Source organism: Cellulosimicrobium sp. Marseille-Q4280, assembly GCF_943181405.1.
In the GTDB taxonomy this organism is placed as follows: domain Bacteria; phylum Actinomycetota; class Actinomycetes; order Actinomycetales; family Cellulomonadaceae; genus Cellulosimicrobium.
In genome coordinates this window covers 677,641-690,617 of record NZ_CALPBY010000003.1, presented here as the reverse complement: position 1 = coordinate 690,617, position 12,977 = coordinate 677,641, and the positions used below count along the sequence as shown (strand labels likewise).

8 protein-coding genes are annotated in these 12,977 nt (G+C 73.4%); 6 read left to right on the top strand and 2 right to left on the bottom strand.

The genetic code is table 11. The annotated features are described in order from the left end of the window. Positions 1–149: 149 nt before the first annotated feature. Both NFS20_RS11240 and mnmA read left to right on the top strand, forming a co-directional pair. A complete protein-coding gene (locus tag NFS20_RS11240) occupies positions 150–1,469 on the top strand; it encodes a cysteine desulfurase family protein (RefSeq protein WP_251151848.1) in 1,320 nt (439 codons plus the stop codon). After that, on the top strand, positions 1,466–2,665 hold the full coding sequence (mnmA, locus tag NFS20_RS11235) for a tRNA 2-thiouridine(34) synthase MnmA (protein ID WP_251151847.1): 1,200 nt from the start codon (positions 1,466–1,468) through the stop codon (positions 2,663–2,665). Before NFS20_RS11240 ends, mnmA begins: the two co-directional genes overlap by 4 nt. On the opposite strand, the gene NFS20_RS11230 is transcribed toward mnmA, so the two are convergent. Then, entirely contained in the window at positions 2,635–3,099 is a 465-nt protein-coding gene (locus NFS20_RS11230; RefSeq protein WP_251151846.1) for an ester cyclase, read from the bottom strand. The two genes, mnmA and NFS20_RS11230, sit on opposite strands and share 31 nt — an antisense overlap. 161 nt (positions 3,100–3,260) lie before the next feature. Between NFS20_RS11230 and NFS20_RS11225 the strand changes: the two genes are divergently transcribed. The 3 genes from NFS20_RS11225 (at position 3,261) to NFS20_RS11215 (ending at position 7,690) form a co-directional block, all read left to right on the top strand. Further along, positions 3,261–4,307, top strand: coding sequence for a uroporphyrinogen decarboxylase/cobalamine-independent methonine synthase family protein (locus NFS20_RS11225; protein ID WP_251151845.1), 1,047 nt, complete (start codon positions 3,261–3,263; stop codon positions 4,305–4,307). A gap of 168 nt (positions 4,308–4,475) precedes the next feature. Continuing rightward, positions 4,476–5,219, top strand: coding sequence for an HAD family hydrolase (locus tag NFS20_RS11220; RefSeq protein WP_251151844.1), 744 nt, complete (start codon positions 4,476–4,478; stop codon positions 5,217–5,219). After that, positions 5,216–7,690, top strand: coding sequence for a glycoside hydrolase family 65 protein (locus NFS20_RS11215; RefSeq protein WP_251151843.1), 2,475 nt, complete (start codon positions 5,216–5,218; stop codon positions 7,688–7,690). Before NFS20_RS11220 ends, NFS20_RS11215 begins: the two co-directional genes overlap by 4 nt. Before the next feature lie 180 nt (positions 7,691–7,870). On the opposite strand, the gene NFS20_RS11210 is transcribed toward NFS20_RS11215, so the two are convergent. Then, entirely contained in the window at positions 7,871–10,057 is a 2,187-nt protein-coding gene (locus tag NFS20_RS11210; protein ID WP_251151842.1) for a prolyl oligopeptidase family serine peptidase, read from the bottom strand. Positions 10,058–10,250: 193 nt separating this feature from the next. Between NFS20_RS11210 and adhE the strand changes: the two genes are divergently transcribed. After that, complete coding sequence (gene adhE, locus NFS20_RS11205; protein WP_251151841.1) at positions 10,251–12,974, top strand: bifunctional acetaldehyde-CoA/alcohol dehydrogenase; 2,724 nt, start codon at positions 10,251–10,253, stop codon at positions 12,972–12,974. The last annotated feature ends 3 nt before the right edge of the window (positions 12,975–12,977 follow it).

Here is a 12,977-nt window from a genome sequence, read left to right as displayed (position 1 = left end):
CGCGGCTCGGCTCGAAGGTCGGGGACCGGCGGACGGCCGGGCACAGACCTCAGACAAAATAGCGCGTCCAGGACGTTTGTCCAGCGACGGACCGCAGGGTGAACGGTGCGGGGCGGCGCTTCGTCGACTGGTTCGTAGACTGGGTGACCGTGACCCAGCCATCCGGCGCCCCGTCCGGGACCTCCTCAGCCGCCGTCCGAGGCGTCGCGTACCTCGACCACGCCGCCACGACGCACCTCTCCGCGGCGGCCCGGGACGCCCTCGTCGACGAGCTGTCGCGCACGGGCAACCCGTCCTCCCTGCACGCCGCCGGGCGCGCAGCGCGGCGCACGGTCGAGGAGGCGCGCGAGGCGGTCGCGGCGGCGCTCGGCGCACGGCCCAGCGAGGTCGTGCTCACGGCGGGCGGTACCGAGGCCGACAACCTCGCGATCAAGGGGCTGTTCTGGGGTCGGCGCACCACCGACCCGCGCCGCCGCCGCATCGTCGTCTCCGCGGTCGAGCACCACGCGGTCCTCGACCCGGCGTTCTGGATGGCGGAGCACGCGGGCGCGGAGATCGTGCTGCTGCCGGTCGACGCGCAGGGCCGCGTCGAGCTCGACGCGCTGCGGGCCGAGCTCGCGCAGCACGCCGACGAGATCGCGCTCATCTCGGTCATGTGGGCGAACAACGAGGTCGGCACGCTGCAGCCCGTGCACGAGGTCGTGCAGCTCGCGCGCCCCCACGGCATCCCCGTGCACTCGGACGCGGTGCAGGCCGTCGGCCAGGTCCCGGTCGACTTCGCGGCGAGCGGGCTCGACGCGATGACGGTCTCGGGGCACAAGCTCGGAGGGCCCGTGGGCGTGGGTGCGCTCGTCGCGCGCCGCGACGCACCGCTGACGCCCGTGCTGCACGGCGGCGGGCAGGAGCGCGGCGTGCGCTCCGGCACGCTCGACGCTCCCGCGATCCGCGCGTTCGGCGTCGCGGTCGCCGAGGCGGTCGGGCGCCGCGCGGAGCGGGCGCAGCACCTGGGGTCGCTGCGCGACGAGCTCGTCGCCGGCGTGCGACGGGTCGTCCCGGACGCCGTCCTGAGCGGTCCCGAGCCCGACCGCGGCGCGGGTGACGAGGAGAGCGCGAGGCTTCCCGGGAACGCCCACTTCACGTTCCCCGGCGCCGAGGGCGACTCCCTGCTCTACCTGCTCGACTCCGCCGGTGTGCAGGCGTCGACCGGTTCGGCCTGCCAGGCGGGGGTCCCGCAGCCGTCCCACGTCCTCCTCGCGATGGGCGTCCCGGAGGACGACGCGCGCGGCGCCCTGCGCTTCTCGCTCGGTGCGACGTCCACCCCCGACGACGTCGCGCACCTCCTCGACGCGCTGCCCGCCGCGGTGGACCGTGCCCGGGCGGCCGGGCTCGCGTCGTCGCCCGCCCGGACCCGTCCTGCTCCCGCGCCGGCCACGGCGTCCGTGCCGGCCCCGTCGGGAGGTGCGGCATGAGGGTGCTCGCCGCGATGTCCGGGGGCGTCGACTCCGCGGTCGCCGCGGCCCTCGCCGTCGAGGCGGGCCACGACGTCGTGGGCGTGCACATGGCCCTGTCGCGCAACCGCGACCAGTTCCGCACCGGCTCGCGCGGCTGCTGCTCGATCGAGGACGCGGGCGACGCGCGGCGCGCGGCCGACGTGCTCGGCATCCCGTACTACGTGTGGGACCTCTCGGAGCGGTTCGAGGACACGGTCGTCGCCGACTTCCTCGCCGAGTACGAGGCGGGCCGCACGCCCAACCCGTGCGTGCGCTGCAACGAGCACATCAAGTTCGAGGCGTTGCTCGACAAGGCGACCGCGCTCGGCTTCGACGCCGTCGCGACGGGCCACTACGCGCGCGTCGTGACGCGCGGGGCGGCCCCGGACGGGACCGGCGGGTCCCGCGAGCTGCACCGCTCGCCGAACCAGGCCAAGGACCAGTCCTACGTGCTCGCGGTCATGGGCCCCGAGCGGCTCGCGCGCGCGATGTTCCCGCTCGGCGACTTCGCGTCGAAGGACGAGGTCCGCGCCGAGGCCGCGCGCCGCGGCCTGTCGGTCTCGGCCAAGCCCGACTCGTACGACATCTGCTTCGTCGCCGACGGCGACACCCAGGGCTTCCTGCGCGACCGGCTCGGTTCGCGCCCCGGCGAGGTCGTCGACACCGAGGGACGGGTGCTGGGCGAGCACGACGGCGCCTACTCGTACACGGTCGGCCAGCGCAAGGGGCTCGGCATCGACCGCCCCGCGCCCGACGGGCGACCGCGCTACGTGCTCGACGTGCAGCCCGCCACGAACCGGGTGGTCGTGGGACCCGCCGAGCTGCTGAGCGTCGACCGGATCGAGGCCGGCGGAGCCGTGTGGTTCGACGGCGTCCTCGACGGACCGGCGCCGCTCGCCCGACCGGGTGCGGCGTTCGACGCCGAGGTGCAGGTCCGCGCGCACGGGACTCCCGTGGCGGCGCGCGTACGAGCCACGGACGGTTCGACGGGCGCGGCGATGAGCGTCGAGCTCACGGGCACACCGCTGCGCGGCGTGGCGGCGGGGCAGTCGCTGGTCGTCTACGCGGGCACGCGCGTGCTCGGCCAGGCCACCGTGGACAGCGCCTCCCGTGCCTCCCGTGGCACTACCGCCCCCGCGTCCGCTCAGCCCGCCGGTACGGGGGTGTCGTCCTGAGCGAGCGCCCGCGCGAGCGCCGGCTCGTCGCGCACGCACCAGTGCTCGACCTCGCGGCCCTCGGCGAAGCGCAGGACGTGCATCTCGCGCACGTGGAAGCGACGTCCCGTCGGTGCGAGCCCGCGGTAGAAGCCCGTGTGGCGGGCGCTCACCTCGACGTGCAGGGCGACGAGGTCGCCCTCCGCGACGGCGTGCAGCACCTCGACGCGCTGGTCGTCGAACGCGTCGGCGTGCCAGCGCATCGTCGCGACGAGCGAGTCGAGCCCGCCGTCCCCGCCGGCGTCGTGGTCGCGGAACCCTGGTGCGAGCAGCGCGGCGAGGACGTCGGCGTGGTTGCCCGGGATGGCCTGCGTGTGCACGGTGATCGCGGCGGCCTTGTTGGCCGCCGTGGCACGAGGAGCCGTCGTGCGACGGCCGTCGTCGTGAACCCTCATGTCGGTCGTGTCCTCCGGTCGGTACCGTCCTGGCCGGAGGTGCGCCCCCGGGCCTCGGTGAGGCCTCGGCACGGCTCCGTCCTTCGAGTACTCCTGGAGAGAGGTGACGGACGCATGATCCGTGACGTACGTGGTGGCCCGACGGTCCGGGGACAGGTCCCATGACCGCCGTGACGGGTCTCGGGCCGTGGCCCGGGGGAGAGGCCGACGTGCTCGAGGCGCAGCTCACGGTGCTCGGCGACCTCGCGGAGGTGCCGACGGGCGTGCAGGGGATCCCCTTCCTCGTGCAGCTGCTCGGCCGCGGTCCCGGCGCCGACCCGACGGGGCGGACCGCCGCGCTCCTGCCCGGCCTGCCGGTCGAGCTGGGCCCGCACGGCTGGAAGCTCGCCGACCATCCGGGCGCCGACGAGCGCCGCGCCGAGGCCCTGGTCCGTGAGGACGTCGAGGCGCTCGCGATCGCGGCGTCGGGGTTCGCCGGCCCGCTCGCCGTGACGGTCCAGGGCCCGTGGACGCTCGCGGCGGAGCTCTACCTCGCGCGCGGCGACCGGGTGCTGTCCGACCGCGGCGCCGTGCACGACCTCGTCGAGGCGCTCGCGTCGGGCGTCGGCGAGCACGTCGCCGAGGTGCGTCGCCAGGTCCCGGGGGCGGACGTCGTCGTGCAGGTCGACGAGCCCCTCCTCGCCGCGGTGGGGGCGGGGGCGCTGCCCAGCTTCTCGGGGTTCTCGCGGCTGCGGGCGGTCGCCGGGCCGGACCTCGTCGACGGGCTGCGTCCCGTGCTCGACGCCGCGCGCGCGGCCGGTGCGTCGACGGTCGTGCACGTGGGGTCGGCCCGCGTCGGGATCGCGCCGGTCGTGCTGGCGGGAGCGGACGCGGTCGGGCTGGCCCTGGGCGCGTGGGACGAGCGCCTGTGGGAGACGGTCGCACGGGCCGTCGAGCGGGGTGTGGGCCTGTGGGCCGCGCTGCCGCCCGCGAAGGCCTCGCAGTGCGCCGGCCCGGCGCTCGGCGAGCTCGCGGACCTCGTCGCGACGCCCTGGCGCCGCATCGGTCTCCCGCCCGCCGCGCTCGACGACGTGACGCTCCTCGGCGCGTCGCGCACGCACGCCGCGGGGCTCGGGCGGACCGTCGGGGGGACGCCGGACGACCATCGTGCGCTCCTCGCGAACCTCGGCCGCGTCGCGGAGGTGCTCGCGGAGCGCGCCCAGGGGTGAGCCGCTTCTCGCGAGCGCCCTCGGGTGCGTAGGCTGGTCCCGGCCGCGGGCGCCACCCGCCCGGGTGTGCTCGTGCGTCGTGACCTGTCGTGACCTGTCGTGACCCCCACGCCCGGACCGGTCCGGGCTCACCCCGCTCCTCACCCCCCCCCACCGCGAAGGACCTCCATGCCCGTCCTGCGAGCCGTGCTCTTCGACCTCGACGGCGTCCTCACCCCGACCGCCGAGCTGCACATGCGCGCCTGGGAGCGCCTGTTCGCGCCGTTCACCGCGGCGCACGGCCTGGCGCCCTACACGTCCGCCGACTACTTCGCCCACATCGACGGCAAGCCGCGCTACGACGGCGTCGCGACGTTCCTCGCGTCGCGGGGCGTCGAGCTGCCGCGCGGCGCGGCGGACGACGCGCCGGGGGAGAGCACCGTGTGCGCGCTGGGCAACCGCAAGGACGAGATCGTCAACCGGATGTTCACCGAGGAGGGCATCGCGCCGTACCCGGGCTCGGTCCGGTTCCTCGACGCCGTGACGTCGGCGGGCGCGGCGGTCGCGGTCGTGTCGTCGTCGCGCAACACGCCGACCGTGCTGGCCGCGTCCGGCCTCGCGGACCGCTTCCAGGTGGTCGTGGACGGCAACGTCGCGGCGCGCGAGGGCATCCCCGGCAAGCCGGCCCCCGACACCTACCTGCGGGCGGCGGAGCTCCTCGGCGTGCCCGCCGCCGCGGCGGTCGTCGTCGAGGACGCGCTCTCGGGGGTCCAGGCCGGTGCGGCCGGCGACTTCGGCCTGGTGCTCGGCGTCGACCGCGGTGTGGGCCCCGACGCGCTGCGCGAGCACGGCGCGGACCTCGTCGTGAGCGATCTCGGCGAGCTCGACGCCGCCGTCCTCGACGCGCCCGCCCGCCAGGGGGGCGCCGCGTGATCCGCAAGACCTCCGACGAGCAGCACACCGTCGACCGCCTGCGCTTCCCCGCCGACCCGTGGCGCCTCGTCGAGGCGCGGTTCTCCGCCGAGGACCTCGGGGTCACCGAGACGCTGTTCGCCACGGCCAACGGCTACCTCGGCATGCGGGGCAACGTCGAGGAGGGACGCGAGTCCCACGCGCACGGCACCTTCATCAACGGCTTCCACGAGACCTGGTCGATCCACCACGCCGAGGAGGCGTACGGCTTCGCGAAGGTCGGGCAGACCATCGTCAACGTGCCCGACGCCAAGGTGATCCGCCTGTACGTCGACGACGAGCCGCTCCTGCTGCCCGTCGCGGACCTCGTCGACTACGAGCGCTCGCTCGACCTGCACGACGGCGTGCTGCGTCGCGAGCTGCTGTGGCGCACGCCGTCCGGCAAGCGCGTGCGGATCCGGTCGGAGCGCATGGTCTCGTTCGTCGAGCGGCACCTCGCCGTCATGACGTTCGAGGTGACGATGCTCGACGCCGCGGCTCCCGTCGCCATCTCCTCGCAGGTGCTCAACCGGCAGGACGGCCAGGACGAGTACCACGTGCGGTCGGCGTCCCTCGGGGAGGGGTTCGACCCGCGCAAGGCCGAGCAGTTCGCCGGACGGGTGCTCCAGCCGCAGACGCAGTGGGGCGACGACGAGCGCCTGGTGCTGTCCTACCGGTGCACGAACTCGGGCATGACGCTCGCCGTCGCGGCGGACGACCACCTCGAGACCGAGAACGAGTGGGACGTGCGCACCCAGGTCGACGAGGACCTCGCCAAGCACGTGTTCCGCGTGCACGCCGAGCCGGGCCGACCGATCCGGCTCACGAAGACCGTCGCCTATCACACGTCGCGCGGGGTCCCGTCGCGCGAGCTCGTGGACCGCTGCCGGCGCACGCTCGACCGGGTGCGCGACCGCGGCGTCGCGGCGGAGATGGCGGACCAGCGGTCATGGCTCGACGACTTCTGGGCGCGCTCCGACGTCGAGGTCGGGGGGCGTCCCGAGGTCCAGCAGGCCGTGCGCTGGAACCTCTTCCAGCTCGCCCAGGCGACGGCGCGGGCGGAGGGCAACGGCGTCCCGGCGAAGGGTCTGACCGGCTCCGGCTACAGCGGGCACTACTTCTGGGACACCGAGATCTACGTCCTGCCGTTCCTCACCTACACGAGCCCTCGGTACGCGCGGAACGCGCTGCGGTTCCGCTACCAGATGCTCGACGCCGCGCGGCGCCGGGCTCAGGAGCTGTCGCAGAAGGGCGCTCTCTTCCCCTGGCGCACGATCAACGGCGAGGAGGCGTCGGCCTACTACGCGGCCGGCACCGCGCAGTACCACATCGACGCCGACGTCAGCTACGCCCTCGTGCAGTACGTGCGCGCGACCGGGGACACCGACTTCCTGCGGCGCGAGGCGGTCGACATCCTCGTGGAGACCGCGCGCATGTGGGAGGACCTGGGCTTCTGGCGCGCCAACGGCGACGACAACTTCCACATCCACGGCGTCACCGGACCCGACGAGTACACGACGGTCGTCAACGACAACCTCTTCACGAACGTCATGGCGCGGTTCAACCTGCGTGCCGCCGCGTTCGTCGTCGAGCGCATGCGCGAGGACTTCCCCGACGACTACGCGCAGATGGTCGACCGGCTGGGCCTCGGCATGACCGAGCCCGCCGAGTGGGTGCGCGCCGCCGACCACATGTCGATCCCGTACGCCGAGAGCATCGGCATCCACCCGCAGGACTCGCACTTCCTCGAGCGCGAGATCTGGGACCTCGCGCACACCCCGGCGGACAAGCGGCCCCTCCTGCTCCACTACCACCCGCTCGTCATCTACCGCTACCAGGTGCTCAAGCAGGCCGACGTCGTGCTCGCGCTGTTCCTCCAGGGCCAGCACTTCACGGCGGAGGAGAAGCTCGCCGACTTCGAGTACTACGACCCGTTGACGACCGGCGACTCGACGCTCTCGGGCGTCGTGCAGTCGATCATCGCGGCCGAGGTCGGGTACCACGAGCTCGCGATCGAGTACTTCCTCTCGTCGCTGTTCGTCGACCTCGCGAACCTCCACGCGAACGCGGCAGACGGCGTGCACGTCGCGTCGGCCGGCGGCACCTGGACGGCGCTCGCGTGCGGGTTCGGCGGCATGCGGGACCACAACGGCGAGCTGACGTTCGACCCGCGCCTGCCGCAGGGCTGGGAGTCGCTCGCGTACCGCCTCGCGTGGCAGGGGTCACGGCTCAAGGTCACCGTGCTGCCCGACGCGATCGAGCTCGTCGTGGAGACGGGCGACGCCGTGCAGGTCGGGGTGCGGGGCAAGCAGGTCGAGGTCGGGGCCGACGTCGTGCGGGTCCCGCTCGACGGCCAGGGTCCGGTCCGGCCCGGCCGCCCGAGCCTGCGCGCACTCTCCGGCAACCGGCGCGAGGACGGCACGCTCATCACCGCGACGGTCCCGCACTCCTGACCCGCGCGCCTCTCGCCGAGGTGGTACCGCGGTCGTGCGCCCGACGACGAGTGGTCGCCCTGGGCGTCGGGGTGGGTTGGGGGCGCCCACCCCTCCTGGCGTCGCCTCGCCCTGGTCCTCGCTCGCCCCGTCACCGACCTTCTCGAGGGCGGGCCCGTCGTCTCGCTCGGCCGCGGGACCTCAGGCCAGGCGCTCGGCGAGGAAGCGGTAGTGCACCGCCGCCATGTGGGCGGCCTGGGCGTTGTTCGCGGCGCCGCCGTGGCCGCCCTCGATGTTCTCGTAGTACGTGACGTCCTTGCCCGCGGAGAGCATGAGCGCCGCGAGCTTGCGGGCGTGGCCCGGGTGGACGCGGTCGTCCTTGGTCGACGTCGTGAAGAGCACCGGCGGGTACTCGCGGTCGCCCTCGAACAGGTGGTACGGCGAGAAGGTGCGCAGGAACTCCCACTGGTCCGGGTCGTCCGGGTCGCCGTACTCGGCGGCCCACGACGCGCCCGCGAGGAGCTTCGTGTAGCGCTTCATGTCGAGCAGCGGGACGCCGACGATCACCGCGGCGAACAGGTCCGGGTACTGCGTGAGCATGTTGCCCGCGAGCAGACCGCCGTTCGAGCGGCCCTCCATGCCGAGGTGCTCGTGCGTCGTGATCCCGCGCGCGACGAGGTCGCGCGCGACCGCGGCGAAGTCCTCGTAGGCCCGGTGCCGGTCCGCCTTGAGCGCGGCCTGGTGCCACGCCGGGCCGTACTCGCCGCCGCCGCGGATGTTCGCGACGACGTACACGCCGCCCTGCGACAGCCACGCCCGGCCGAGCGCGCCCGAGTAGCCGGGCGTGAGGGAGACCTCGAAACCGCCGTACCCGTAGAGGAGCGTGGGCGCCGTGCCGCTGCCCGAGGTCGTGCCGTCGGCTGTGCCGTCGGCGCCGGTGGCGCCCGCGACGAGGTCCGCGCGGCCGACGACGAAGTACGGGACGCGCGTGCCGTCGTCGGACACGGTGAAGTGCTGGGCGACGGTCATGCCGGACGCGTCGAAGAACGCCGGGTTCGACTTGAGCGGCTCGGGGGTCCCGGCCTCGCCCGGACGATCGCCGAGGTGGAGCAGCGAGAGCGTCGTCGGCGTGAGGTAGTCGGTCGTGACGAGCCACAGGTCGTCCGTCTCGACCGGGTCGACCGCACCGACGCCGATCGTGCCGAGCGCGGGGAGGCCCGGGATCTCGGAGCGCACCCAGGCGGCGTCCTCCGCCGTCCCCGCGGACGGGGTGAGGACGTGGAGGCGGTTCTTCACGTCGTCGAGCACGTTGACGACGAGGTGGTGGCGCGTCCACGTGGCGCCCGCGAGCGACGTCGTCGCGGTCGGCTCGAAGAGCACGGTGAAGCCGCGGTCGCCGGCGAGGAAGTCGTCCAGGCGCGTGACGAGGAGCGAGCCCGCGGCGTAGGTCGCGCCACCGACGGTCCAGTCGTCGCGCAGCTCGACGAGCATCCACTCGCGGCGCACGCCGACCTCGGCGGAGTCGGGGACGTCGATCTTCGTGAGGACCTGCTCGGGCGTCCCGGGGTTCTCGGCGAGGTAGAGCTCGTCGGAGTAGAACGCCTTGGAGCGGTGGACGAAGTCGCGCTCGAAGCCGGGGGTGTGCGAGCGCCACGCGGAGATGTACATGTCCTCGTCGGTGCCCTCGAACACCGTCACGGCGTCGGCGAGCGGCGTGCCGCGCGTCCAGCGCTTGACGACCCGCGGATAGCCGGACGGCGTCAGCGTGCCCGGGCCGAAGTCGGTGAAGACGTAGACGGTGTCGGGATCGACCCAGCCGAGCGAGCCCTTGGCCTCGGCGCGGTGGAACCCGCCGTCGGCGGGGTCGACGAAGCGCTTCTCGACGAGGTCGAACTCGCGCGTGACGTCCGCGTCGGAGCCGCCGGGGGAGAGCTCGACGAGGGCGTGCCGCCACGGCTCGCCCGCGGCGAGCCGCTCCGGCGTCGGGCGCAGGACGCTGGCGCCGTGCCACACCCAGCTCTCGCCCTCCTGCGCTGCGAGGGCGTCGAGGTCGAGGACCGTCTCCCACTCGGGGGCGTCGGTGCGGTAGGAGTCGACGGTGGTGCGGCGCCACAGGCCTCGCTCGTGGCGGGCGTCGCGCCAGAAGTTGTACAGGCGGTCGCCGATGAGGGAGACCTCGGGGATCTTCGCGTCGGAGTCGAGGACCTCGCGGATCGCCGCCTCCGTCGTGGCGAAGTCCTCGGGGACCTCGAGGGTCGCCGCGACCTCGGCGTTGCGGGCGCGGACCCAGGCGAGCGCCTCGTCGCCCTCGACCTCCTCGAGCCACAGGTACGGGTCGGTGTCGGTGGTCGCAGGGGTGATCGCGTCCGTCACGTGCTCGGCTGTCATGGGACCCCACCCTACGGCGACCTCCGGCGGCGGGACCAAAGACCTGTGTCCGGCGCGACACCTGCGGGGTCTTGCTCCCGAAGGAGGCTTGTGAAAGTCTTCACAAGTAGAGACCGCTGAAGGAGCCGGGGCATCCGGCCCTGGCAGCACCCGCGGCCCGTCGCCCGGCCAGGCCGGGCTCCGGAGGGGACGCATGAGCGCGAAGGGCGCGAGCACGAAGGCCGCCGAGACCCGTCAGGACGAGGTCCGCACCCGCACGACCGAGGAGATCGACGTCCTCGTCGAGCGGGCCCGCAAGGCCCTCGACCAGTACATGGGCCTCACCCAGGAGGACGTCGACCGCATCGTCCTCAAGGCGTCCGTGGCCGGGCTGAGCAAGCACGGCCACCTGGCGCAGATGGCCGTCGCCGAGACCGGCCGCGGGGTGTTCGAGGACAAGGCGACGAAGAACATCTTCGCGTGCGAGCACGTGCCGAACTCGATGGCGAGGCTCAAGACCGTCGGGGTCGTCGGTCGCGACGCGCTCACGGGCGTCGTCGAGATCGCCGAGCCCGTCGGCGTCGTGTGCGCGGTCACGCCCGTGACGAACCCGACGTCGACCACGATCTTCAAGTCCCTCATCGCGCTCAAGACGCGCAACCCCGTGGTCTTCGCCTTCCACCCGAGCGCGCAGCGCTCCTCGGTCGAGGCGGCGCGCGTCGTGCGCGACGCCGCGGTGGCGGCCGGCGCGCCGGACGACTGCATCCAGTGGGTCGAGCACCCGTCCATCGAGGCGACGAGCACGCTGATGCACCACCCGGGCGTCTCGCTCATCCTCGCGACGGGCGGCAACGGCATGGTCCGCGCCGCGTACTCGGCCGGGAAGCCGGCCCTCGGCGTCGGTGCGGGCAACGTGCCCGCGTACGTCGAGAAGAGCGCCGACCTCGGCCGGGCCATCAACGACGTCGTGATGTCCAAGGCGTTCGACAACGGCATGGTGTGCGCGTCGGAGCAGGCGCTCATCCTCGACGACGCGGTCTACGACGACGCGATGCGCGAGCTCGACCGCCTGCACGCCTACCGCGCGACGCCGCAGGAGAAGGCGCTGCTCGAACGGCTGATCTTCGGGGTCGAGGCGAGCGGCGCGAACTGTGCGGGGGCGAGGCTCAACCCGAAGGTCGTCGGGCAGTCCCCGGTGTGGATCGCGGAGCAGGCCGGGTTCACCGTCCCCGACGACACGTCGATCATCCTCGCGGAGATCGACGACGTCGGCCCCCAGGAGCCGCTCAGCCGCGAGAAGCTCACGCCCGTCCTCGCCGTGCTGCGCGCGCGGGACACCGAGCACGGCATCACGCTCGCCGAGCGCATGGTCGAGCTCGACGGGCTCGGCCACTCGGCCGCGATCCACACCTCGGACGAGGCGCTCGTCGAGCGGTACGGCTCGCGGGTCAAGGCCGTGCGCGTGCTGTGGAACAGCCCGACGTCGCTCGGCGGCATCGGCGACATCTACAACGCGCTCCTGCCGTCCCTCACGCTCGGCTGCGGCAGCTACGGCGCCAACTCGGTGTCGAACAACGTCTCCGCGGTCAACCTCATCAACATCAAGCGGATCGGACGACGCAACAACAACATGCAGTGGTTCAAGGTCCCCGCGAAGACGTACTTCGAGCCGAACTCGCTCCAGTACCTCGCCCAGATGCGCGACGTGCACCGCGTCACGATCGTCACCGACAAGGTGATGAGCCGCATCGGCGTCGTCGACCGCGTGCTCGACGTCCTCGCCCGTCGTGAGGAGCGCGTCGCGATCCAGGTCATCGACGACGTCGAGCCCGAGCCGAGCGTCGGCACCGTGAACCGCGGGGCGGAGTCGATGCGCGACTTCGAGCCGGACACGATCGTCGCGATCGGCGGCGGTTCGCCGATGGACGCCGCCAAGGTCATGTGGCTGCGCTACGAGCACCCGGAGATCGAGTTCTCCGACATGCGGGAGAAGTTCTTCGACGTGCGCAAGCGCGCGTACAAGTTCCCCGAGCTGGGGGAGCGGGCGAAGCTCGTGTGCGTCCCGACGTCGTCGGGCACGGGCGCCGAGGTGACGCCGTTCGCGGTCATCACCGACGAGGCGACGGGCTTCAAGTACCCGCTCGCCGACTACGCGCTCACGCCGACCGTCGCGATCGTCGACCCGGTGCTCACCGAGACCATGCCCGCGAAGCTGGCCGCGGACTCGGGTTTCGACGCCCTGACCCACGCGACCGAGGCGTTCGTGTCCGTCTACGCGAACGACTTCACCGACGGCCTGTGCCTGCAGGCCATCAGGATGGTCTTCGAGAGCATCGAGGAGTCGGTCACGCGCGGCTCGTCCGCCCCCAGGGCGCGCGAACGGATGCACAACGCCGCGACCATCGCGGGCATGGCGTTCGGCTCGGCGATGCTCGGCATCGTGCACGCGATGGCGCACACCGTCGGCTCGACGTTCCACCTCGTGCACGGCCGCACCAACGCGGTGCTCCTGCCGCACGTGATCCGCTACAACGGGCAGGTCCCGACCAAGCTCACCAGCTGGCCGAAGTACGAGCGCTACGTCGCCCCGGAGCGCTTCCAGCAGATCGCGCAGCACCTCGGCCTCCCGGCGTCGACGCCCGAGGAGGGCGTCGAGTCCTACGCCCGGGCCGTCGAGGAGCTGCGCGCGAAGGTCGGCATCGAGTCCACGTTCGCCGACCAGGGCGTCGACGAGAAGGCCTTCATGAGCCGCCTCGACGAGCTCGCGCTGCGATCGTTCGAGGACCAGTGCGCACCCGCCAACCCCCGCATGCCCGTGCTGGAGGACATGCGCGACATCCTCGCCGCCGCGTACCGCGGCACGAGCCGCGAGGAGGTCCGGGCCGCGCGCCTCGCGACCGACCGCGAGCGGGCCGGGGAGGTCGTGCCGGCCGGCTGACCC

What these genes read in the sequence shown, in the direction of transcription:
- mnmA (WP_251151847.1), top strand. Translation starts at nt 1,466, where the DNA reads ATGAGGGTGCTCGCCGCGATGTCCGGGGGCGTCGACTCCGCGGTCGCC.
- NFS20_RS11230 (WP_251151846.1), bottom strand. Translation starts at nt 3,099, where the DNA reads ATGAGGGTTCACGACGACGGCCGTCGCACGACGGCTCCTCGTGCCACG.
- NFS20_RS11225 (WP_251151845.1), top strand. Translation starts at nt 3,261, where the DNA reads ATGACCGCCGTGACGGGTCTCGGGCCGTGGCCCGGGGGAGAGGCCGAC.
- NFS20_RS11220 (WP_251151844.1), top strand. Translation starts at nt 4,476, where the DNA reads ATGCCCGTCCTGCGAGCCGTGCTCTTCGACCTCGACGGCGTCCTCACC.
- NFS20_RS11210 (WP_251151842.1), bottom strand. Translation starts at nt 10,057, where the DNA reads ATGACAGCCGAGCACGTGACGGACGCGATCACCCCTGCGACCACCGAC.
- adhE (WP_251151841.1), top strand. Translation starts at nt 10,251, where the DNA reads ATGAGCGCGAAGGGCGCGAGCACGAAGGCCGCCGAGACCCGTCAGGAC.